Consider the following 22,204-nt stretch of genomic DNA (forward strand, 5'->3'; position numbering starts at 1 on the left):
GGCGCGTCCCTGGGCGCAGGGGCGCGCCGGCTTGGCTCAGTTGCTGATCAGGCCGAGGATGCTCGCCTGGTAGGCGGCGACGAAGGTATCGAAGTCGCCATCCTGGTCGCGTTCCAGCTCCGTCTGTTCGGCCAGGGAGTCGCTGGCCATCTTCTCGAAGCGCGCCTGCTCTTCGGCGGCCAGCGGATGCTGGCGGAAATACTCCGCGTGTTCGCGGCTCTGGCGCAGGGAGAACGCTTCGAAGCTCTCGCCGCGCTCGCGCATGACCTTCAGCACCTGCGCCGAAGGCGTCAGTTCCGCATCGGCCACCTTCGCCCGCTGCGCCGCCAGCGCCGCCGCGTGGGCTTCGCCGCCGCGCGCGCGGTCGAGCAGTGCCGCGGTGTCGGCGATTCGTTCGAGCAGCTCGTTCGCCCAGACCTGCAATTCCACCGGCTGGCCGCGGCGTTGCAATTGCAGGCCCGGCCGCCTGCCTTCCTTGACCACGGCGAGGAAGTTGTCGGTGGCGTCGCTGCACTCGCCGTTCAGCAGCGGGCTGTCGCTGAACGCGCAGAACAGCAGGAAGGCGTCGAGGAAGCGCGCCTCGTCCAGGTCGATGCCCAGCGGCAGGAACGGGTTGATGTCCAGGCAGCGCACTTCCACGTACTGCACGCCGCGAGCGGCCAGGGCCTGCACCGGACGCTCGCCGGTGTAGGTGACGCGCTTTGGCCGGATGCTCGAGTAATACTCGTTTTCGATCTGCAGGATGTTGGTGTTCAGCTGCACCCATTCGCCATCCTGCTTGGTGCCGACCTTCTCGTAGGGCGGGTAGGGCGTGCTGACCGCCTGGCGCAGGCTGTCGATGTAGCTCTGCAGGTCGTTGTAGCAGGGCGTCAGGCCGGCCTGGGCGTTGTTCTGGTAGCCCAGGTCGCTCATCCGCAGGCTGGTGGCGTAGGGCAGGTAGAGCGTGTGTTCGTCGAGGCGCTCCAACTGGCTCGGGCGGCCACGCAGGAAGCCGGCGTCGAGGGCCGGCGAGGCGCCGAACAGGTACATCAGCAGCCAGCTGTAGCGGCGGAAATTGCGAATCAGGGCGATGTAGGCGGCGGACTGGTAGTCGCGTTCCGATAGCTCGCTGCCTTCGGCCTGGCGCAGCAGCGGCCAGAGCCTCTCCGGCAGGGAGAAGTTGTAGTGGATGCCGGCGATGCACTGCATGGTCTTGCCGTAGCGCAGCGCCAGGCCCTTGCGGTAGACGTACTTCAGGCGGCCGATCAGCGAGCTGCCGTAGCGGGCGATCGGGATGCTCTCCTCGTCCGGCAGCTCGCAGGGCATCGATGGACTCCACAGGTACTCGCCGTCCAGTTTCGAACTGGCGAAGCGGTGGATGCGCTCGAGATCGCCCAGAGTGTCGGCGACGTCGGTTTCCGTGGGCGTGATGAACTCCAGCAAGGCCTCGGAGTAGTCGGTAGTGATCTGTGGATGGGTCAGGGTCGAACCCAGGGCCCGGGGGTGGGGGGTGAGCGCCAGCTTGCCGTCGCTATCGACTCGCAGGCATTCGCGTTCGATGCCATGCAGGCACTCGGTCAGCAGGGGCAGGTTGGCTGCGGCGCCGAGCAGAGCCAGGCGGCGGGAGAGAAGATCGCTCAAGTCGGGATTCCTTGTGATCGCGTCCCAGATCGGTCGCCCCAATATGAGGGTGGACCGAGCGGTCTACAAGAGGGAGGACGTAAATGCGTTTTCGCTTCGTCCTGGGGCCGGTCGCCGCGACTTCGGCGGGAGCCGTCGAGGCGGGCGCCCGGCACGGATCGGGATCGCCGTTGCGCGCCATTCTGCCGCATGGCGGTCGCGCCGGTTTACAACTGGGCGAAGGTACCTTGTCCTTTCGCGACCAGTTTGTCGCCTTGCCGCACCTCGGCTTCCACCACCAGGCTGCGGCGCCCGGCATGGAGGACGCGGGCGACGCAGCGCACCTCGCCGTCGGCGACGGCGCGGATGTAGTTGATCTTGCATTCCAGGGTGACGCTCTGGCGGTCGAAACCATGGGAACTGGAGCAGGCCAGCCCCATGGTCACGTCCATCAGCGAGAACAGCACGCCGCCATGCATGACCCCGCCGCGGTTGCGCAGGTGCGCGGCCATCGGCAGGCGTACCTCGGCGACGCCGTCGCCGAGGCTGACCGGGTCCAGGCCGACCAGTTCGCTGTAGGCGCTGATCATCTGCTCGCGGGCGGGCATCTCGCTCATGGACGGCTCCGTCACTTCTTCTTCAGTTGCTTGGCGTTGGCGAACAGCGCGGCCATGGCGTTGTTCGCCGGCGGCGCGCTCTGTCCGCGCGGGGCGCCACGCTCCTGGCGCGGCTGGCCGCTGCCGGTGGGACGCCCGCCGCGCTGGCCTTCGACCTTCTCGCCGGGGGTGTCGCTCATGCGCATGGACAGGCCGACACGGTTGCGCGGGATGTCCACTTCCATGACCTTGACCTTGACGATGTCGCCGGCCTTGACCACTTCGTACGGATCCTTGACGAACTTCTCGGACAGCGCCGAGATATGCACCAGGCCGTCCTGGTGGACGCCGATGTCGACGAACGCGCCGAAGTTGGTGACGTTGGTCACCACGCCCTCCAGGACCATGCCCGGCTTGAGGTCCTTGAGGCTCTCGACGCCTTCCTGGAATTCTGCGGTCTTGAACTCCGGACGCGGGTCGCGGCCGGGCTTGTCGAGTTCCTTGAGGATGTCGGTGACGGTCGGCAGGCCGAAGGTCTCGTCGGTGAACTTCTTCGGGTCGAGGCGCTTGAGGAACGCCGAGTCGCCGATCAGCGAGCGGATGTCGCGCTCGGTGTCGGCGGCGATGCGCTGCACCAGCGGATAGGTCTCCGGGTGCACCGCCGAGGCGTCCAGCGGGTTGTCGCCGTTCATCACGCGGAGGAAGCCGGCGGCTTGCTCGAAGGTCTTTTCGCCCAGGCGGCTGACTTTCTTCAGCTCGTCGCGGGTGCGGAACGCTCCGTTGGCGTCGCGGTGCGCGACGATGTTCTGCGCCAGCGTCGAGTTGAGGCCGGAGATGCGTGCCAGCAGGGCGGCGGAGGCGGTGTTGACGTCGACGCCGACGGCGTTCACGCAATCCTCGACCACCGCGTCCAGGCTACGCGCCAGCTTCAGCTGGGACACGTCGTGCTGGTACTGGCCGACGCCGATCGACTTGGGCTCGATCTTCACCAGCTCCGCCAGCGGGTCCTGCAGGCGGCGGGCGATGGACACGGCGCCGCGCAGGGACACGTCCAGCTCGGGGAACTCCTTCGCCGCCAGTTCGGAGGCGGAATACACCGATGCGCCGGCTTCGCTGACCATGATCTTGGTCAGCTTCATGCCCGGATATTTCTTGATCAGTTCGCCGGCCAGCTTGTCGGTCTCGCGGCTGGCGGTGCCGTTGCCGATGGCGATCAGCTCGACCTGGTGTTTGGCGCAGAGCGCGGCGAGCACGGCGAGGGTCTGGTCCCACTGGTTCTTCGGCGCATGCGGGTAGACGGTGGCGGTGTCCAGCAGCTTGCCGGTGGCGTCGACCACCGCGACCTTGACCCCGGTGCGCAGGCCCGGGTCGAGGCCGAGGGTGGCGCGCGGTCCGGCCGGGGCGGCCAGCAGCAGGTCGTGCAGGTTGCGCGCGAACACGCTGATCGCCTCGTCCTCGGCGCCGTCGCGGAGCTCGCCGAACAGGTCGGTTTCCAGGTGGGTATAGAGCTTGACCTTCCAGGTCCAGCGCACCACCTCGGCCAGCCACTTGTCGGCGGCGCGGCCCTGGTTGGACAGGCCGAAGCGCTCGGCGATCATGACCTCGCATGGGTGCAGGGTGCCCGGCGCTTCCTCGCCGATCTTCAGCGAGGCGCTGAGGACGCCTTCGTTGCGTCCGCGGAAGATCGCCAGGGCGCGGTGCGACGGGGCGCTTTTCAGCGGCTCGTCGTGTTCGAAGTAGTCGCTGAACTTGGCGCCTTCCTGTTCCTTGCCGGGGACCACGCGGGCGGTCAGGGTCGCTTCGTTCTTCATGAACACGCGCAGCTTGTCGAGCAGCGTGGCGTCTTCGGCGAAGCGCTCCATGAGGATGTACTTGGCGCCTTCCAGCACCGCCTTGACGTCGGCGAAGCCTTTCTCGGCGTCGACGAAACGCGCGGCCTCGCTTTCCGGGACCAGGGTCGGGTCGTCGAACAGTGCGTCGGCCAGCGCGCCGAGGCCGGCTTCCAGGGCGATCTGGCCCTTGGTGCGGCGCTTCTGCTTATAAGGCAGGTAGAGGTCTTCGAGACGGGTCTTGGTGTCGGCGAGCTTGATGTCGCGGGCCAGTTCGGGGGTCAGCTTGCCCTGTTCCTCGATGCTGGCGAGGATCGCGCCGCGGCGTTCTTCCAGTTCGCGCAGATAGCGCAGGCGCTCTTCCAGCATGCGCAACTGGGTATCGTCGAGGCTGCCGGTGACCTCTTTGCGGTAACGGGCGATGAAGGGAACGGTGGAGCCTTCGTCGAGCAGGGCGACGGCAGCGGCGACTTGCTGCGGTTGAACGCGGCCGGAGGGCAGTGCGGAGAGCTCTTCGGCGATACGGGTGTTGATGCTGTCCATTGATCCACCTGGTAAAACGAACGAAAACGGGCCGTGTAGACAACGCCCCGCCGCAAAAGCGCCGCATTATACCTGCCAAGTTTCGCCTTGGAGGGCGGCTGGTCGGGGAAAAATCTGCTAACAATGGACAGTCCGGCCCAGCCGCTACCTGGGCGATAATGCCCGCCTGACTCATTCTGGGAGTTTCTATGTCGAACCCTGCCGCCCTGGCCGAAGGTGAAAAGATCCTCGTCGTCGACGACGACGCCCGCCTGCGCCGCCTGCTCGAACGTTTCCTCGACGAGCAGGGCTACCGCGTCCGCGCGGTGGAGAACACCGAGCAGATGGATCGCCTTCTATCCCGCGAACTGTTCCAGCTGGTTGTGCTCGACCTGATGCTTCCCGGCGAGGACGGCCTCACTGCCTGCCGCCGCCTGCGCGAACAGAACAACCAGGTGCCGATCATCATGCTCACCGCCAAGGGCGACGAGGGCAGCCGCATCCAGGGCCTGGAACTGGGCGCCGACGACTACCTGGCCAAGCCGTTCAACCCGCGCGAACTGCTGGCGCGGATCAAGGCCGTGCTGCGCCGCCAGGCGCCGCTGGTGCCCGGCGCGCCTGCCGGTGCCGACGAGGTGGTGACCTTCGGCGACTACCAGCTGTTCCTCGCCACCCGCGAACTGAAGAAGGGCGACGAGGTACACATGCTGACCACCGGCGAGTTCGCCGTGCTCAAGGCCCTGGTGCAGCACGCCCGCGAACCGCTGACCCGGGACAAGCTGATGAACCTCGCCCGTGGCCGCGAGTGGGATGCCCTGGAGCGTTCCATCGACGTGCAGATCTCGCGCCTGCGCCGGCTGATCGAGCCGGATCCGTCCAAGCCGCGCTATATCCAGACGGTCTGGGGCGTCGGCTACGTGTTCGTGCCGGACGGCAACGCGCGCAAGGCCTGAGTCTCCGCGCGGCCGGTGCAGCGATGCACCGGCCGCGTCGTCTTACCCGCAACAGGCGTCGGCCCCGTCCGCCGGCGCGCAACCGGTCCGATCGATGAAAACGCCGCTCTGGTTCCCGCAAAGCTTCTTCGCCCGCACCCTCTGGCTGGTGCTGATCGTCGTGCTGTTCTCCAAGGCGCTGACCCTGGTCTACCTGCTGATGAACGAGGACGTGATCGTCGACCGCCAGTACAGCCACGGCGCGGCGCTGACCATCCGCGCGTTCTGGGCTGCCGACGAGGAGTCGCGCGCGGCCATCGCCAAGGCTTCCGGCCTGCGCTGGGTGCCGAGCAGCGCCGACCAGCCCGGCGAGCAGCACTGGCCGTACACGGAAATCTTCCAGCGGCAGATGCAGATGGAGCTGGGGCCGGACACCGAGACCCGCCTGCGTATCCACCAGCCGTCGCAGCTCTGGGTGCGCGCACCGAGCCTCGGCGAAGGCTGGCTGGCGGTGCCGCTGTATCCGCATCCCTTGCGTGGCCAACGGATCTGGAGCGTGCTCGGCTGGTTCCTCGGCATCGGCCTGCTCTCCACCGCCGCCGCCTGGATCTTCGTCCGCCAGCTCAGCCAGCCGCTCAAGCGCCTGGTGGTCGCCGCCCGCCAGTTCGGCCAGGGGCGCAGCGTGCGCCTGCCGCTGGGACCGGAGACGCCGAGTGAAATGGCCGAGGTGTATCGCGCCTTCAACCAGATGGCCGAGGACATCGAGCAGGGCGGGCGCGAACGCGAATTGATGTTGGCCGGTGTCTCCCACGACCTGCGCACCCCGCTGACGCGCCTGCGCCTGTCGCTGGAGTTGCTGCCGGAGAGCGAACGGGAGATGGTCGAGGACATGGTCCGCGACATCGAGGACATGGACGCGATCCTCGACCAGTTCCTCGCCTTCATCCGCGACGGCCGCGACGAGCCGGTGGAGGAGGGCGACCTGACCGACCTGGTGCGCGAGGTCGTGGCGCCGTTCAACCAGACTCGCGAGCAGGTGCGCATGGCCTTGCAACCGGTACCGGCGATGCCGTTGCGGCGGGTGTCGATGAAGCGTCTGCTGGGCAACCTGATCGACAATGCCCTGAACCACGGTGGCGGTTCGGTGGAGGTGGCCAGCTACGTGGCCGGCGAAAGCGCGGCGCCCTACGTGGTGCTGAGTGTGCTCGATCGCGGCCAGGGCATCGATCCCGCGGAAGTGGACAGCATCTTCAATCCCTTCATCCGCGGCGACAAGGCGCGTGGCGGCAAGGGCACCGGCCTCGGCCTGGCGATCGTCAAGCGCATCGCCGCCCAGCACGGCGGCAGCGTCGAACTGCGCAACCGCGATGGCGGCGGCCTGGAAGCGCGGGTCTGCCTGCCGCTGGGGTTGCTGCTACCGCGCGGCGCGGCCTGATACTCGACGGGTTTGTGCCGTTCCAGCGGCACTTCCCAACCCCTCTCGCGCTTACGGAGAGGGGCGCGCCCCGTCCCTACCAGCGCAACCGGTTTCCCTCGAGCACCGCGGTCTTCCCGTAAGGCCAGGCTCGGTTCTGCGCACCATGCCCGCTGGGCAGGTGGTGGTAGAGCGGCACCTCGATGGCGGCGGCGTATTCGCCGAAGATCCGCTCCAGGCTGTGGGCGACTTCCTTGCGCGGGCAATCGGTGAACGAGCCCAGGCAGATCGCGCCGAGCTGGCGCGCGTCGATGCTTTCGAGCAATTGCCAGAGGCTGCGCTCCAGGCGGTAGTAGGGTTCGCCGACGTCCTCCAGGACCAGGATCGACCCCGCCGGGGCGTGCAGGCCGCCGAGGGTGCCGGCCATGCAGGCCAGGGCGGTGAGGTTGCCGCCGATCAGCGCGCCTTCGACGCGTTGCTTGTGTCCGCCGAGGTGCTGCACCGGGAGTTCATGGTCGATTCCGGCCAGCAAGCGGCTGACCGAGGCCAGAGAGGCTAGCCGCTCCTGCTGCTCGCGGGGGGCGCTCAGCGGCGACAGACCGAGTCCGGTGGCCACCGGGCCGTGGATCGCAGGCAGGCCGTGGCGGTGGAAAGCGCTGAGCAACACCGAGATGTCGGAGAAACCGATCAGTGGCCGCGGCGAGGCCGCCTGCAGGCGCCCCCAGTCCAGGCCCGGCAGCAACTGGCCGCAGCCGTAGCCGCCGCGCAGGCACCAGACCGCGGTGATGTCCGGCATGTCGAAGGCGTTGTGCAGGTCTTCCAGGCGCTGCTCGACGGTCCCGGCGAGGTAGCGGTAGCGGGCTTCGACGTGGCGGCCGAGATGGTAGTCCACGCCGTGCACTTCCAGTTGCCGCAGGGTCGCCTCCAGCACGTCGGTGGCGATGGCCGAGGCTGGCGCGATCAGCGCCACCCGGCCGTCGATGGGCTGCCAGGTCTGGTCGGAGGAGGGACGAGGGGTCATGCGGCGATTCCATGAAGCGTCAGGAAAGGATTCGAGTGCCGGAATAGCCCAGGGTTCGGCGGGGTTTCCGGCATCGGTTGCGGCGGTGCTTCATTCAAGCGTGGCATGGACCTTCTGTCGAGGCCGGGATCGCCAGCGTAACGCGGTGCGTCCGATGGGCCGGGACAACGCATGCGTTGTCTGGTCCGGCTCACCCCTTTCCCTTCGTCCTGGCCAGGTGGGGGCCGCCGTTCTTTTCCAGGTACTGGATGATGATCCCGGCGATGTCCTTGCCGGTGGTGGATTCGATACCTTCCAGGCCCGGCGAGGAGTTCACCTCCATTACCAGCGGACCATGGTTGGAGCGCAGGATGTCCACCCCGGCGACGTTCAGGCCCATCACGCGGGCGGCGCGGATGGCGGTCATGCGTTCTTCCGGGGTGATCTTGATCAGGCTGGCGCTGCCGCCTCGGTGCAGGTTGGAGCGGAACTCGCCGGGCGCTGCCTGGCGCTTCATCGAGGCGATCACCTTGTCGCCGACCACGAAGCAGCGGATGTCGGCGCCGCCGGCTTCCTTTATGTACTCCTGGACCATGATGTTGTGCTTGAGCCCCATGAAAGCCTCGAGCACCGATTCGGCGGCCTTCTCGGTTTCGCAGAGGACCACGCCGATGCCCTGGGTGCCCTCCAGCAGCTTGATCACCAGCGGTGCGCCTCCGACCATCTCGATCAGGTCCGGGACGTCGTCCGGGGAATGAGCGAAGCCGGTCACCGGCAGGCCGATGCCCTTGCGCGACAGCAGTTGCAGCGAGCGCAGCTTGTCCCGCGAGCGAGCGATGGCGACCGACTCGTTGAGCGGGAACACGCCCATCATCTCGAACTGGCGCAATACCGCGCAGCCGTAGAAGGTCACCGAGGCGCCGATGCGCGGGATCACCGCGTCGAAGCCCTCCAGCGGTTGTCCCCGGTAGTGGATCTGCGGCTTGTGGCTGGCGATGTTCATGTAGGCGCGCAGCGTATCGATGACCACCATTTCATGGCCGCGCTCCCGCCCGGCCTCCACCAGGCGACGGGTCGAGTAGAGCCGGGGATTGCGCGACAGCACGGCGATTTTCATTCAGCACCTGTGGATGGGTTGGACCGGCTGGCGGGCAGCGGCGGCGAGGCTGTGGGTTGTCGTCGCGGCAGGCATCGGACCGGCCGTTTCGGGAATGGATGGAGGTTGGACAGGTGCTGCCGGCGAATGGCTCAAACCGGGCTCCCGTCGAGCAGGTCGATGCTCGTCGCCGCGGGCAGGGCGGCCGGCGACTCGGGACGATCCTGGACGTAGGCCAGGGCCGGGTTGACCACCAGTTGCCCGGCGATCAGCGCCTTGGAGCCGAGCAGCACGCGATAGCGCATGGACTTGCGGCAGGCCAGGGTGAACTCTACCGGCCACATGCGATCGCCCAGCGCCAGGGTGGTGCGGATCACGTAGCGGGTCTGGGCCTGGCCGTTGGAGCTGCGAATGCTCTTGCGCGCGACCATCGGCGCTTCGCAACGGTGCCGGCGCTGCACCAGCGTGCCGAGGTGGGCGGTGAAGCGCACCCACTTCTCGCCGTCGCGCTCGAAGGGAACGATGTCCGAGGCATGCAGGCTGGAGGTGCTGGCGCCGGTGTCGATCTTCGCGCGCAGCCCGACCATGCCCAGTTCGGGAAAGGCGATCCACTCGCGCAGACCGATGACGGAAAGCTGGTCGAATGTCTTCACGGGTAGGCATTCCAGGCGTTTTGCCGGCATTCTAGCAGGGCTATGGGCGGCCGCCAGACGGCTGCCCGAGGATGCCGAAGACGAACCTAGCGGCTGTCGATGACAGTCGCGAGACAGCGGCGGAACGAATACGGGAAATGCCAGTGAGCGAGAAAGACGACGACAAGGTGCGCCTGGACAAGTGGCTCTGGGCGGCGCGCTTCTTCAAGACCCGGGCGCTGGCCAAGGCCGCGATAGAGGGCGGCAAGGTGCATTGCCGGGGCGAGCGGTGCAAGCCGAGCAAGGAACCCAGGGTAGGGGAGGAGTTGACCATTCGTACGGGCTTCGACGAGCGAACCGTGACCATTCGCGCGCTTTCCGTAGTCCGGCGTGGCGCGCCGGAGGCCCAGGCTCTCTACGAGGAAACCGCGGACAGCGTGGCAAGCCGCGAGCGCGCGGCGGCCATGCGCAAGGCCGGGGCGCTGGGCGTACAGACAGAGGGGCGGCCGAGCAAGAAGCAGCGGCGGCAGATCCACCAGTTGCGCGGCGGCCAGGACTGAGAAGCGCCGGTCTCCCGCAGGGGAGACCGGGATGGCCTCAGGCCGAGTCGCGGACCACGCCGAGGCGGCCGATCAGCGGCAATTTCGCCAGCAGGCGGAACAGCGGTTCGGTCACCTGCACCAGCCAGCCGCTGGCCTTCGCCGCCAGCGGTGTGTAGCAGCCCCAGGCGAGGGCCAGCAGGGCCATCTGCAGGCCGCCGATGTAGTCGTCCTGGCCCCAGTGCGCGCCGGCTACCAGGCGCGGCATCATGAACAGCACGGCCAGGGTCCAGATCAGCAGGAACTGCCCGGCGCGGCGAGCGAACAGCGACATGAACAGCGCCCAGACCAGCAGCACCGAGGCGTGGTCGCCGGGGAAGCTGCGCTTGGAGCGGTCCTTGATTTCCCACACGCGTTCCCAGTCCGGGAAGTGGTCGCTGAGGTGGATGGCCTTGTCCATCAGCATCGACAGGCTGGCGTGCTGCCAGTGCAGGTGGTGGGCGATCTTCGCGTAGAGCACGCGGATCACCACCAGGATCAGCAGGGTCACGATGAAGCCGAAGGTCAGCCGCCGTACCTGGTTCGCCGGCAGCAGCCAGTCGCCGCGAATCAGCAGGCAGAGCAGGATCACCCCGACCACCGCGTCGAACGGTCGGGTACTGAGCAGGCCCCAGAGTTTCAGCCAGGTTTCGTTGAGGGCGAGGGAGCCGTTGAGCTTGTCGAAGAGCCAGAAGTCGAAGCCGTTCATCAGCTCGCGGGTGGGGCCCCAGAGCCACAGGATCAGCAGCAGGAGCGCCAGAAGATGACAGATGGCGAACTTGCGCCATTGCCAGGCCGCTTGGAACGGAGAGGCATTATCCATAAAATCGTTTCCCCCTATCGGCGCCGGGTCGGCGTACGACTGTCACGAAGCGCGCTTTTATAGGCCTTTGTCACTCACTTGTCATTCCCTCATTCGTAGCGTTGTGTCCCGCATGTCCCATTCAGATCAGAGCCAGCGTTTCCTTTTCGACGATACCGACGTGCGCGGCGAGATGGTCGATCTCGAGCGCAGCTACAGCGAAGTGCTGGCCAAACATCCCTATCCGGAACCGGTCGCGCAGCTGCTCGGGGAGATGCTCGCGGCGGCCTCGCTGCTCTGCGGCACGCTCAAGTTCGACGGCCTGCTGGTATTGCAGGCGCGTTCCAGCGGCGCGGTGCCGCTGTTGATGGTGGAGTGTTCCAGCGACCGCCAGGTGCGTGGCCTGGCCCGCTATTCGGCGGAATCCATCGGCGCCGACGCCGGCATGCAGGAACTGATGCCCGAAGGCGTGCTGACCCTCACCGTGGACCCGGTCAAGGGCCAGCGCTACCAGGGGATCGTCGCCCTGGAAGGGGTGAACCTGGCGGAATGCCTGTCCAACTACTTCGCCAGCTCGGAACAGCTGCCGACCCGTTTCTGGCTCAACGCCAACGGCCGCCGCGCCCGCGGCCTGCTGCTGCAGCAGCTTCCCGCCGACCGCCTGAAGGACCCCGAGGCCCGCGAGGCCAGTTGGCAGCACCTGACCACCCTGGCCGACACGCTGACCGCCGAAGAGCTGCTGGCGCTGGACAACGAGACCGTCCTGCACCGCCTCTACCACGAGGAAACCGTGCGCCTGTTCGAGCCGCAACCGCTGGTCTTCCATTGCAGTTGCTCGCGGGAACGTTCGGCCAACGCCCTGGTCAGTCTCGGGCAGGCCGACTGCGAGCGGCTGCTCGAGGAGGAAGAAGGCTCGATCAGCATCGACTGCCAGTTCTGCAACCAGCGCTACCTGTTCGACGCCTCCGACGTCGCCCAGTTGTTCGCTGGCGCTGGCAGCCAGGGGCCTTCCGAGACCCGCCACTGACGATTTTTCATCCAGCGGGCTTTTCTGGCATAATCCCGCCACTTTTTTCCTGTAGTGAGTTTTTTGAAGCGCTACGAAGTTTGGAGGACTCGGCCTCTGGCCGACGGGGAACCACATGACGCAAGCCAACAACGCCGTGTACACCGATATCAGCGCCGCCCAACTGGTAGAAGAAGCCATTCGCCGCGGTGAGGGCGAACTGGCCGCCAACGGCTCGCTGGTCGTACGTACCGGCCATCGCACCGGCCGTTCGCCGGTCGACCGTTTCATCGTCGAAGAGCCGAGCACCAAGGACGCGATCGCCTGGGGCAACATCAACCGTCCGTTCCCGGCCGACAAGTTCGATGCGCTGTGGGCCCGCGTGGAAGCGTTCAACAACGCCCAGGACCATTTCGTTTCCCATGTTCATGTAGGTTCCGCCGAGGCTTACTACCTGCCGGTGAAGATGACCACCGCTACCGCCTGGCAGAATCTGTTCGGCCGTTGCCTGTTCATCGAGCCGGAGCAGTACAACCCGGCCGGCAAGGACGAGTGGCAGGTCCTCAATGTCGCCAACTTCGAATGCGTGCCCGAGCGCGACGGCACCAACTCCGACGGTTGCGTGATCCTCAATTTCGCCCAGAAGAAAGTGCTGATCGCAGGCATGCGCTATGCCGGCGAGATGAAGAAAGCCATGTTCTCCGTGCAGAACTTCCTGCTGCCCGAGCGCGACGTGCTGCCGATGCACTGCGCTGCCAACATCGGCGAAGCGGGCGATGTGACCCTGTTCTTCGGCCTGTCCGGCACCGGCAAGACCACCCTGTCCGCCGATGAAAGCCGTTACCTGATCGGTGACGACGAGCACGGCTGGGGCGAGGGCGTGGTGTTCAACGTCGAAGGCGGTTGCTATGCCAAGTGCATCGACCTGTCCGAGAAGAACGAGCCGGTCATCTGGAAAGCCATCAAGTTCGGCGCCGTGCTGGAGAACGTGGTTCTCGACGAAGAGCGCGTGCCCAACTACGCCGATGACAGCCTGACCCAGAACAGCCGCGCCGCCTACCCGCTGGAGCACGTCGAGAAGCGTTCGGAGAAGAACCTCGGCGGCGAGCCCAACGCGGTGATCTTCCTGACCTGCGACCTGACCGGCGTACTGCCGCCGGTATCGATCCTGAACAATGAGCAGGCGGCCTACCACTTCCTGTCCGGCTACACCGCGCTGGTCGGCTCCACCGAGATGGGTTCCGGCGGCGGTATCAAGTCGACCTTCTCCACCTGCTTCGGTGCTCCTTTCTTCCCGCGTCCGGCCGGCGTTTATGCCGAGCTGCTGATCAAGCGCATCAAGGCCTTCGGCTCCAAGGTCTACCTGGTCAACACTGGCTGGACCGGCGGTGGCTACGGCGTCGGCAAGCGCTTCAACATCCCGACCACCCGTGGCGTGATCGCGGCGATCCAGAGCGGCGCGCTGATCGGCGCGGAAACCGAGCACCTGGAGATCATCAACCTGGACGTGCCGAAGGCCGTTCCGGGCGTCGAGACCAATCTGCTCAACCCGCGCAACACCTGGGCTGACAAGGCTGCCTACGACGAGGCGGCGAAGGGCCTGGCCAAGCAGTTCATCGAAAACTTCAAGAAATTCGAGGTTTCCGATGCGATCAAGGCCGCCGGCCCGCAGCTGTAAGCCACGTTTCGGCACCATGAAAAAACCGCCTTCGGGCGGTTTTTTCATGGGCGAACGTCAGGGGTAGGTGACGGTGATCAGGTAGTTGCCGGAGCGGCGACCGCTTCCGGCCAGCTCATAGCGCGCCGAGAAATCCCGTTCATCGATGACCGTATCGCTGGGTTGCAAGTGGCGCACCTCGCCGGTCTTCATCGAACGGATGCTGACATCCGCGGTGCGCGCCTGCATGGGACAGCCACTGAGGTGGAAACTGCCCTTGCTTTCGTCTTGGCGGGGAGCGCTCATCGAGCATGGTGGCTCGACAAGGGCGCCGGTGAAGCGGATGACGCCGCTGATGCTGCCGGGGGCGGCGAACAGGTTGCTGGAAGTTCCTACAAGAAGACCGAACAAAGCCAGTTGGCCCATCCTGTTCATGAGCTTACTCCTACGTGAGTTCATCCTTATTTTTCTGCGTTCGTGCGTCCCGGGAGGGGCCCTCTCCCAGGCGCTGGCATTGGAGTGGAATATAGGACAATTCCTTAGGAAAATTCCTTCCTAGGAATAGTCCTAGTCCTAATTCTGTAAGTAGCTGCTGTGGGGCTGCGTCGGATTTATTGAAGTCTGGTTTATCTTCTCGCCAATGCCCTAGAGTGGGCGCCCCTTTTTTCCCTCGCAGTGGATTTCCCCCATGCATATCGAAGACGCCGTTCGTAGTCGCCGTGCCATCAAGGGCTACGACTCATCCTTCAGCCTGACTCGCGAAGAGAAGGACCATCTCCTGGACCTGGCGCTGCATGCGCCTTCCGCCTTCAACCTGCAACACGTGCGGCTGGTCGAGGTCAGCGATCCGCAATTGCGCGTGCAGTTGCGTGAAGTGGCCTGGGACCAGGCTCAGGTCACCGACGCGGCGATGCTGGTGGTGGTGTGCGCCCAGCTCGACAGTTGGGAGCGCAACGCGCAGCGGGTCTGGGACGGTGCTCCCGAGGCGGTACAGGCGTTCATGGCAGGCGCCATCGACACCTACTACCGCGGCAAGCCCCAGGTACAGCGCGACGAAGCCATGCGCAGCTGCGGCCTGCTGGCGCAGACCCTGATGCTGGTCGCCCGCGGCCAGGGCCTGGATTCGTGTCCGATGGATGGTTTCGACTTCGATGCCGTGGCCCGGCTGATCAACCTGCCGGACAACCATGTGATCGGCCTGATGGTCGCGGTCGGGAAAAAGGCCGTTGAACCCTGGCCGCGCAGCGGCAAGCTGCCGCGGGAAGAACTGGTCATTCGCGACCGCTTCTGACTGCCCGGATTCCCCTAGTCCGGTCCGGCGGCCCCGACCTGGCGGATCTGTTCGACCAGCCATTGCAGGGCGATGTCGCGTTCGCGCTGGGCCAGAAACACCAGTTCCAGGTGGAACGGGCCGAGGTCGAACGGCAGGTCGAACGATTGCAGGGGCAGCAATCGTTCGAAGTAGTGCGCCAGTTGTCGCGGCAGGACGCCGACCAGGTCGCTGTACGCGGCGATGTGCGCTGCCTGCAGGTAGTTCGGCGTGGTGTAGGCCACTTGCCGCTTGAGCCCCTGGCTGCCCAGCCACTGGTCGACCATCCCCTTGGTCTGCCCGCCGTGCACCCACAGGTGCTGCAGCTCCAGGAAGGTGGCCAGGTCGGGAGCCTGCGCCAGCAGCGGGTGCTGACGCCGGGCGACCAGTTGCAGGGTCTCGCTGGCCCAATGGCGGCGCTGGAAGCGCGCCGGGACGTTTTCGAAGCGGCCTAGCACCAGGTCCAGTTCGCCTTTGTCCAGCGCCTCGGCCGGCAAGGTCGGGGTCAGGTGCTGGATGGCGATGGAGATTCCCGGCGCCCGCTCACTCAGGCGGCGCATCAGGGCGGGCATGCAGATCAGTTCGACGTAGTCGGTCACCGCTACGGTGAAGCGCTGCCGGCTGCGCCCCGGATCGAAGCCCTCGCCGTCGCCCAGGCTCTGTTCGATCTGCCGCAGCGCCGCGCGGATCGGCGCTTCCAGCGCCAGCGCCCGGGGCGTCGGCTGCATCGCACGACCGGCGCGGACCAGCAGCGGGTCGTCGAGCAGCTCGCGCAGGCGGTTCAGCGCATTGCTCACTGCCGGCTGGCTCAGCGCCAGGCGCTCCGCCGCGCGCGAGACGTTGCGTTCGCGCAGCAGCGCGTCAAGGACGCGTAGCAGGTTGAGGTCGAAGGTTTGGATATTCACTGCCTGAATTCCAGCTATCACAAGACTAAATTTCAAAAATAGTACGACCTTCCCCTAAGGTAGTGGTCGCTTTTTGTGCGGTCGGACTGCCCCAGGTTTCGTCCACCGTTCCTCCTGCGCTCGCTACAACGAGGACAAGACCATGAGCCAGAACTTTTCCTTCCGCCAGGCCGCGGTGATCGGCGCCGGCACCATGGGTCGCGGTATCGTCATGTGCCTGGCCAACGCCGGTCTCGACGTGCAGTGGCTGGACAGCAACCCGCAGATGCTCAACCAGGCGCTCGGCGCCGTGGCCGACACCTACGCGCACAACGTGCGCCAGGGGCGCATCGGCGAAGAGGAAGCGGCCGCGCGCCGCGCCCGCATCACGCCGGTCCAGCACCTCGCCGCGATGCGCGAGGCGGACCTGGTGATCGAGGCGGTCTACGAGAACCTGGAACTCAAGCAATCGATCTTCCGCGAGCTGGACGCGGCGCTGAAGCCCTCCGCGGTGCTGGCCAGCAATACCTCCTACCTGGACATCGACGCCATCGCCGCGGTCACCGCGCGTCCGCGTCAGGTGCTCGGCCTGCACTTCTTCAGCCCGGCGCACATCATGCGGCTGCTGGAGATCGTGCGCGGCGCGCAGACCGCGCCGGCGGTGCTGGAGGCGGCCCTGGCGCTGGGCGAGCGGATGGGCAAGGTCAGCGTGGTGGCCGGCAACTGCCACGGCTTCATCGGCAACCGCATGCTCGAACCCTACGCCACCGAGGCCCGCCTGATGCTGCTGGAAGGCGCCCTGCCGTACCAGGTGGACCGGGCTCTCCAGGCGTTCGGTTTCGCCATGGGGCCGTTCCGCATGTACGACGTGGTCGGTATCGACCTGGAGTGGCGCGCCCGCGAGTTGGCCGGGGTCGGCCAGGACCAGCCGGCCGTGCAGGTGGACAACCGCCTTTGCGAGATGGGCCGCTTCGGCCAGAAGAGCGGTGCCGGCTACTACCGCTACGCGCCGGGCAGCCGCCAGGCGGAGCACGATACCGAGGTGGATGCCCTGGTGCTCCGGGTTGCCGAGACGCTGGGCTACCCGCGGCGCGATTTCGCCGACGAGGAAATCCTCGAGCGTTGCCTGCTGGCGCTGGTCAACGAGGGCGCGAAGATCCTCGACGAGGGTATCGCCGCCCGTAGTGCCGACATCGACACTGTCTACCTGAACGGCTACGGCTTCCCCGCCGCGGAGGGCGGTCCCATGGCCTGGGCCGATCGCCTCGGCGCGGCCGAGCTGCTGCAACGCTTGCGTTTCCTCGAACAGCGCCACGGCGCGCGCTGGAAGCCGGCGTCCCTGGTCGAGCGCCTGGCCGCCGAGGGCGGAGCCTTCGCCGACCTGCAGGAGGTGCGCTGAGATGGATTACCAGGCCCCCTTGCGCGACATGCGCTTCGTTCTCCATGAACTGTTCGATGTCGGCGCGCATTGCGAACTGCTGGGCAACGGCATCGATCGCGAACTGATCGACGGCGTGCTCGAGGAAGGCGCGCGCTACACCGGCCAGGTGGTGGCGCCGCTCAATCGCAACAGCGACGAGGAAGGCGCGAAGCTGAAGGACGGCGTGGTGACCACCCCCACCGGCTTTCGCGAAGCCTACCGGCAGTACAGCGAGAACGGCTGGGCGAGCATGACCGGACCCACCGAGTACGGCGGCCAGGGCTTCCCGCAGATGGTCTCCGCGTGCTTCCACGAGATGCTGATGGCCGCCAGCCTGTCCTTCCGCGTCTATTCGGGGCTGACCGAGGGCGCCGTGCTGGCCCTGTACAAGCATGGCGACGAGGCGTTGCGGCGCGACTACCTGGGCAAGCTGGTGAGCGGCGAATGGGCCGGCACCATGTGCCTGACCGAACCCCAGGCCGGCACCGACCTCGCCCTCCTGCGCACCCGCGCCGAGGCGCAGGCCGACGGCAGCTACGCGATCAGCGGCAGCAAGATCTTCATCAGCGGTGGCGAGCAGGACCTCACCGAGAACATCGTCCACCTGGTGCTGGCGCGCCTGGCGGACGCGCCGGCCGGGGTGAAGGGCATCAGTCTGTTCCTGGTGCCGAAGTTCGTCGCCAATCCCGATGGCTCCCTGGGCGAGCGCAACAGCCTAGGGTGCGGCGCCATCGAGCACAAGATGGGGATCAAGGGCGCCTCCACCTGCGTGATGAACTTCGACGGCGCCAGGGGCTGGCTGCTGGGCCAGGCGAACCAGGGCCTGGCCTGCATGTTCACGATGATGAACGACGCGCGCTTCCAGGTCGGCCTGCAGGGCCTGGGTATCGCCGAACGGGCCTTCCAGGGCGCCCTCGGCTACGCCCGCGAACGCCTGCAGTCGCGCGCCCTGGTCGGCCCGCAGGCACCGGACAAGGTCGCCGACCCGATCATCGTGCACCCCGACGTGCGGCGCATGCTGCTGACCCAGAATACCCTGGTCGAAGGCTGCCGCATGCTGGCGGCCTGCTGCGCACGCCAGCTCGACCTGGAACACGGCCATCCGGATGCCGACGGCCGGCGCGCGGCGACGCGCCGTGCAGCGCTGCTGATCCCCATCGTCAAGGCCTTCCTTACCGATGTCGGCCAGGAAGTCGCCAGCCTCGGCGTACAGGTCTATGGCGGTCACGGTTTCATCCGCGAATGGGGCATGGAGCAGTTGATGCGCGACAGTCGCATCACCCAGATATACGAAGGCACCAATGGCATCCAGGCGCTCGATCTGGTCCGCCGCAAGCTGCTCGGCGACCAGGGCGGCGAACTGCTGGCGCTGCAAGGCGAACTGGCGGTGGCCAGCGAGGCGCTGCAAGGGCGTGCTGCGCTGGCGCCACTGGCTGAGCCGGTGCTGCAACGCCTGGAGGAGTGGCGGCAGCTCACCGGCCAGGTACTCGAGGCCTGCGCCCGCGATCCCCAGGAGATCGGCGCCACTTCGGTGGACTTCCTCCAGTACAGCGCCTACGTATTGCTCGCGGCCCTCTGGTTGCAAGCCGCGGCACGAGCCCAGGAAGCGCTGGACGGCGGCTCCGGCGAGGGCGATTTCTATCGGGCCAAGCTGCGCAGCGCCGATTTCTACCTGCGGCGCATCCTGCCGCGGGCGAGCATGCACCGCGAAGCCTTGCTCGGTGGCGCCGACTGCCTGATGGCCCTGCCCGAGGAGCATTTCTCGTTCTGACGGGCGTCTCGCCCAAGGAGACCGATATGCAAGCTTTCAGTTTCGCCACTACCGCGCAGATCCTCTGCGAGGCCGGCTCCGCCATCCGCCTGGCGGAACTCTGCCGCGAGCGAAGGGCGCGCCGCGTGTTGATCGTGACCGACCCGGGGATCACCCGGCTCGGCTTGCTGGATGCGATCCTGCCCGGCTTCCCGCGCCTGGGCCTGGCCGTCGAGGTGTACGACCAGGTGCTCGCCGATCCGCCCGAGGCGGTGGTCGAGGCCGCGCTCGGGCGGGCGCGGGGCATGGCTGCCGAGCTGGTGGTCGGTTTCGGCGGCGGCAGCTCCATGGACGTAGCCAAGCTGGTCGCGCTGCTCGCCCACCCAGAAGCAGGGCAGGGGCTCGGCGAGGTCTTCGGGGTCGGCAACGCACGCGGGCCGCGCCTGCCGCTGATCCAGGTGCCGACCACCGCCGGGACCGGCTCCGAGGTGACGCCGATCGCCATCGTCACCACCGGCGAGACCACCAAGATGGGCGTGGTCTCGCCCCACTTGCTGCCCGACCTGGCGCTGCTCGACGCCGACCTGACCCTCGGCTTGCCGCCGGCGGTCACCGCGGCGACCGGTATCGACGCGATGGTGCATGCGATCGAGAGCTATACCAGCAAACTGAAGAAGAACCCGCTGTCCGACCTGCTGGCGCGGGAGGCGTTGCGCCTGCTGGCGGCCAACCTGGAACGCGCGGTAGGCGACGGCGGCGACCGCGAGGCGCGCCAGGCCATGCTGCTGGGCGCCTGCCTGGCCGGGCAGGCCTTCGCCAATGCGCCGGTGGCGGCGGTGCATGCCCTGGCCTATCCGCTGGGAGGGCATTTCCACATTCCCCACGGCCTGAGCAATGCGCTGGTGCTACCGGAGGTGATCCGTTTCAACGCTCCCGCTGCCGCTGGACTCTATGCCGAGCTGGCGCCGCTGCTGCTGGGCGACCGCTTGCGTCCGGGCGATCGCGACGCGCTTACCGTGCAGCTGATCGACGAACTGGCCCAGCTCAGTCCGCGCAACGGCCTGCCGAGCCGCTTGCGCGACGCCGGGGTGGACGAGGCGATGCTGCCGCGCCTGGCCGCCGACGCGATGCTCCAGCAGCGTCTGCTGGTCAACAACCCGCGCGAGGTCGGCGAGGCGGATGCCCTGGCGATCTATCGCGCGGCATACTGAATCCCTTCTACGAGGACCGGGCATGGCGACCGCCCTGCGACCGCTGCGCGAGCAGTACCTTCATTTCCAGCCGATCACCACGCGCTGGCACGACAACGACATCTACGGACACGTGAACAACGTGACCTACTATGCGTTCTTCGACACGGCGGTGAATACCTACCTGATCGAGCGCGGCGGCCTGGATATCCAGGGCGGCGAAGTGATCGGCCTGGTGGTCAGTTCCAGCTGCGACTATTTCGCGCCGGTGGCCTTCCCCCAGCGGATCGAGATGGGCCTGCGGGTGGCGCGCCTGGGCAACAGCTCGGTGCAGTACGAACTGGCCTTGTTCCTCGAAGGGCAGCGGGAGGCCTGCGCGGCCGGGCGTTTCGTGCATGTCTTCGTGGAGCGCCGAAGCAGCCGCCCGGTGGCCATTCCGCAGGAACTACGCGATGCGCTGGCCGCGCTTCAGAGCGCGGCCCAGTGACAGAGATCGCCCGCCGCCCGTGACAGGGCGATGGCGTGCAGCTCGTCCAGGCGATCGTCGCGTACCTGCCGTTGCAGCGCCTGGTTGAGCCTCGGCCGGCAGTCGTCGACGCGCAGTTCGGCGAGCGCCGGGGCGTAGCCGCGCAGCAGCTCCAGGTTGAGCTGATTGAGGCGGCTGCGGATGCGCTCCAGGTCGACCGCCTGGCCAGCGTCCGGTAGCGGCCGGCTGAGCAGGCGGTACTGGACCAGCTTGTTCGCCTCGATCTGCGCGGCGAACAGCAGGCGCACCTGCTCGGCGCCGACCCCGTGGCTCCCGGCTTGTCCGGCGAGCATCTGCAACTGTTGTTCTTCCCGCGGGCTGTCCTGTACCGCCTTGCCCGACTGGGCCTTGCTCTGGGCTACCTGATCGGCTAGTTGCAAACGCTGGCTGCTCAGGCTCAACAGTTGCTGGAGAGCCGGTGACAGCGGCTGGGCCTGGAGCAACGGGCCTTGCAGGAGCAGGAGGGCAAGCAGGCCCCAACTGGCGAACGACGGGCGCATCTGGAAATCTCGGATGGAATTGATGTCCGGCACGCTAGCAAAGCGAGCCCGGTGCGACAATCCATGACATGGCGTGAGGCGAACAGGAAGCGCTGGATGGGACATTTCTGATTGAACGTTTGCAGTCTCGACGCTGGAGCAATGTTCTGTGACCATCCCTCCACACCATTTCATTCACCAAAGGGGCCGGTTTGCCCCTGCTATGACTGGCAAGGACGCGGAACATGGGTTTCCTGATACTCTCCCGCCGAGAAGGCGAAGGCATCACCCTGTCCCTCAAGGCCGACTACCCGGCGGAGGAACTGATTCGGCAATTGCGCGAAGGCGGCATCCGGATCCTGGTCACCGATATCATCGGCAACCAGGCCCGGGTCGGGATCGAGGCGCCGCGTGGCGTCCTGATCGTTCGCGACGAGTTGAAAACGGCACCGAAAGGCTGACGAACGGTAGAAAGTAAAAGCCCCGCGTTCGCGGGGCTTTTACACATCAGCTTCGGCAAGCATGCCGATCAACGATGCTTGTGCTTGCGGTGTTTCTTGCCGCGGTGACCGCTGTCGTTGTCCTTGCCCAGGTTGTTACCGACCGCGCCACCCGCTGCGCCGCCGAGGCCTGCACCTATGGTCGCGCCGGTGCTGCCGCCCAGCTTGTTGCCGATCACCGAACCGCCGGCCGCGCCTAGCCCGCCACCCAGGGCGGCTTCGGTCTTGCGCCCGTCCTTGGCGGTCATCGCGCCGCCGGCCGCGCCACCCAGGCCGGCGCCTATGGCGGCACCGGTGCTACCGCCGATGGCGCCGCCCACGACGTTGCCCAGGGCACCGCCTACGCCGCCGCCCACCGCGGTCTTGGTGGAATCGCCGGCGAGCGCGGCTTGTGCGCTCAGCAGGCCGAACGCGATTACCAGGAGAGATTTACGCATCGTGCGTGCCTCATCGTTTCAATCGGGAGGGAAATACGGTCGTTCG

22 protein-coding genes are annotated in these 22,204 nt (G+C 66.8%); 11 read left to right on the forward strand and 11 right to left on the reverse strand.

The features are described 5' to 3' along the window. Nucleotides 1-36: 36 nt before the first annotated feature. From gshA to JHD77_RS07820, 3 genes are all read right to left on the reverse strand, one after another. Nucleotides 37-1,620, reverse strand: coding sequence for a glutamate--cysteine ligase (gshA, locus tag JHD77_RS07810; protein WP_003100075.1), 1,584 nt, complete (start codon nt 1,618-1,620; stop codon nt 37-39). A 206-nt stretch (nt 1,621-1,826) separates the two neighbouring features. After that, nucleotides 1,827-2,189 (reverse strand): PaaI family thioesterase, encoded by a 363-nt coding sequence (locus JHD77_RS07815; protein WP_370695156.1) that lies wholly within the window; start codon nt 2,187-2,189, stop codon nt 1,827-1,829. Nucleotides 2,190-2,227: 38 nt separating this feature from the next. Continuing rightward, nucleotides 2,228-4,567, reverse strand: a complete 2,340-nt coding sequence (locus JHD77_RS07820; RefSeq protein WP_031755287.1) for a Tex family protein — start codon at nt 4,565-4,567, stop codon at nt 2,228-2,230. Nucleotides 4,568-4,755: 188 nt separating this feature from the next. Between JHD77_RS07820 and amgR the strand changes: the two genes are divergently transcribed. Further along, entirely contained in the window at nt 4,756-5,499 is a 744-nt protein-coding gene (amgR, locus tag JHD77_RS07825) for a two-component system response regulator AmgR (RefSeq protein ID WP_003096259.1), read from the forward strand. A gap of 94 nt (nt 5,500-5,593) precedes the next feature. Continuing rightward, nucleotides 5,594-6,913 (forward strand): two-component system sensor histidine kinase AmgS, encoded by a 1,320-nt coding sequence (gene amgS, locus JHD77_RS07830; RefSeq protein WP_003109988.1) that lies wholly within the window; start codon nt 5,594-5,596, stop codon nt 6,911-6,913. Nucleotides 6,914-6,989: 76 nt separating this feature from the next. On the opposite strand, the gene JHD77_RS07835 is transcribed toward amgS, so the two are convergent. The 3 genes from JHD77_RS07835 to rimB all read right to left on the reverse strand — a co-directional run bounded on the left by JHD77_RS07835 (nt 6,990) and on the right by rimB (nt 9,641). Then, on the reverse strand, nt 6,990-7,913 hold the full coding sequence (locus JHD77_RS07835) for an LD-carboxypeptidase (RefSeq protein WP_003109987.1): 924 nt from the start codon (nt 7,911-7,913) through the stop codon (nt 6,990-6,992). A gap of 190 nt (nt 7,914-8,103) precedes the next feature. After that, a complete protein-coding gene (gene rimK, locus JHD77_RS07840) occupies nt 8,104-9,009 on the reverse strand; it encodes a 30S ribosomal protein S6--L-glutamate ligase (protein ID WP_003096254.1) in 906 nt (301 codons plus the stop codon). 131 nt (nt 9,010-9,140) lie between these two features. Then, the gene (gene rimB, locus JHD77_RS07845; protein WP_003096250.1) at nt 9,141-9,641 is read right to left on the reverse strand and encodes a retropepsin-like aspartic endopeptidase RimB; all 501 of its coding nucleotides are present in this window, start codon (nt 9,639-9,641) and stop codon (nt 9,141-9,143) included. Nucleotides 9,642-9,784: 143 nt separating this feature from the next. Between rimB and JHD77_RS07850 the strand changes: the two genes are divergently transcribed. Further along, nucleotides 9,785-10,180 (forward strand): RNA-binding S4 domain-containing protein, encoded by a 396-nt coding sequence (locus tag JHD77_RS07850; protein WP_003120401.1) that lies wholly within the window; start codon nt 9,785-9,787, stop codon nt 10,178-10,180. 37 nt (nt 10,181-10,217) lie between these two features. On the opposite strand, the gene JHD77_RS07855 is transcribed toward JHD77_RS07850, so the two are convergent. Further along, nucleotides 10,218-11,021 carry a phosphatase PAP2 family protein gene (locus JHD77_RS07855; protein ID WP_003100069.1) on the reverse strand — a complete coding sequence of 268 codons (804 nt, stop codon included), beginning with the start codon at nt 11,019-11,021 and terminating at the stop codon, nt 10,218-10,220. A 112-nt stretch (nt 11,022-11,133) separates the two neighbouring features. On the opposite strand from JHD77_RS07855, the gene hslO reads away from it, so the two are divergent. Further along, complete coding sequence (gene hslO, locus JHD77_RS07860; RefSeq protein WP_003096245.1) at nt 11,134-12,027, forward strand: Hsp33 family molecular chaperone HslO; 894 nt, start codon at nt 11,134-11,136, stop codon at nt 12,025-12,027. Nucleotides 12,028-12,142: 115 nt separating this feature from the next. Continuing rightward, the gene (locus JHD77_RS07865; RefSeq protein ID WP_003100068.1) at nt 12,143-13,684 is read left to right on the forward strand and encodes a phosphoenolpyruvate carboxykinase; all 1,542 of its coding nucleotides are present in this window, start codon (nt 12,143-12,145) and stop codon (nt 13,682-13,684) included. Nucleotides 13,685-13,741: 57 nt separating this feature from the next. Here JHD77_RS07865 and JHD77_RS07870 read toward each other — a convergent pair whose 3' ends face one another. After that, nucleotides 13,742-14,098: a hypothetical protein gene (locus tag JHD77_RS07870; protein WP_003100066.1), complete on the reverse strand. Its 357-nt coding sequence runs from the start codon at nt 14,096-14,098 to the stop codon at nt 13,742-13,744. Nucleotides 14,099-14,351: 253 nt separating this feature from the next. Between JHD77_RS07870 and JHD77_RS07875 the strand changes: the two genes are divergently transcribed. Beyond that, a complete protein-coding gene (locus tag JHD77_RS07875) occupies nt 14,352-14,954 on the forward strand; it encodes a nitroreductase family protein (RefSeq protein ID WP_003100063.1) in 603 nt (200 codons plus the stop codon). A gap of 14 nt (nt 14,955-14,968) precedes the next feature. Here the strand turns inward: JHD77_RS07875 and JHD77_RS07880 are convergent, their stop codons facing one another. Continuing rightward, the gene (locus JHD77_RS07880) at nt 14,969-15,877 is read right to left on the reverse strand and encodes a LysR family transcriptional regulator (protein WP_003096239.1); all 909 of its coding nucleotides are present in this window, start codon (nt 15,875-15,877) and stop codon (nt 14,969-14,971) included. 142 nt (nt 15,878-16,019) lie between these two features. Between JHD77_RS07880 and JHD77_RS07885 the strand changes: the two genes are divergently transcribed. The 4 genes from JHD77_RS07885 to JHD77_RS07900 are packed head-to-tail and all read left to right on the forward strand — an operon-like array spanning nt 16,020 to nt 20,703. Beyond that, nucleotides 16,020-17,255: a 3-hydroxyacyl-CoA dehydrogenase gene (locus JHD77_RS07885; protein WP_009877227.1), complete on the forward strand. Its 1,236-nt coding sequence runs from the start codon at nt 16,020-16,022 to the stop codon at nt 17,253-17,255. 1 nt (nt 17,256) lies between these two features. Beyond that, nucleotides 17,257-19,047, forward strand: coding sequence for an acyl-CoA dehydrogenase C-terminal domain-containing protein (locus JHD77_RS07890; protein WP_191519375.1), 1,791 nt, complete (start codon nt 17,257-17,259; stop codon nt 19,045-19,047). A gap of 26 nt (nt 19,048-19,073) precedes the next feature. Beyond that, complete coding sequence (locus JHD77_RS07895; protein WP_003123674.1) at nt 19,074-20,237, forward strand: iron-containing alcohol dehydrogenase; 1,164 nt, start codon at nt 19,074-19,076, stop codon at nt 20,235-20,237. Nucleotides 20,238-20,259: 22 nt separating this feature from the next. Beyond that, entirely contained in the window at nt 20,260-20,703 is a 444-nt protein-coding gene (locus JHD77_RS07900; protein WP_016254019.1) for an acyl-CoA thioesterase, read from the forward strand. Here JHD77_RS07900 and JHD77_RS07905 read toward each other — a convergent pair. Beyond that, entirely contained in the window at nt 20,685-21,242 is a 558-nt protein-coding gene (locus tag JHD77_RS07905) for a chorismate mutase (RefSeq protein ID WP_003118024.1), read from the reverse strand. The genes JHD77_RS07900 and JHD77_RS07905 overlap by 19 nt on opposite strands. Nucleotides 21,243-21,466: 224 nt before the next feature. On the opposite strand from JHD77_RS07905, the gene JHD77_RS07910 reads away from it, so the two are divergent. Next, on the forward strand, nt 21,467-21,682 hold the full coding sequence (locus JHD77_RS07910) for a carbon storage regulator (RefSeq protein WP_003096222.1): 216 nt from the start codon (nt 21,467-21,469) through the stop codon (nt 21,680-21,682). Between the two features lie 68 nt (nt 21,683-21,750). Here JHD77_RS07910 and JHD77_RS07915 read toward each other — a convergent pair whose 3' ends face one another. Further along, nucleotides 21,751-22,158 carry a glycine zipper domain-containing protein gene (locus JHD77_RS07915; RefSeq protein ID WP_003100051.1) on the reverse strand — a complete coding sequence of 136 codons (408 nt, stop codon included), beginning with the start codon at nt 22,156-22,158 and terminating at the stop codon, nt 21,751-21,753. Nucleotides 22,159-22,204 lie beyond the last annotated feature (46 nt).

Source organism: Pseudomonas sp. P20, assembly GCF_016463925.1.
In the GTDB taxonomy this organism is placed as follows: domain Bacteria; phylum Pseudomonadota; class Gammaproteobacteria; order Pseudomonadales; family Pseudomonadaceae; genus Pseudomonas; species Pseudomonas aeruginosa.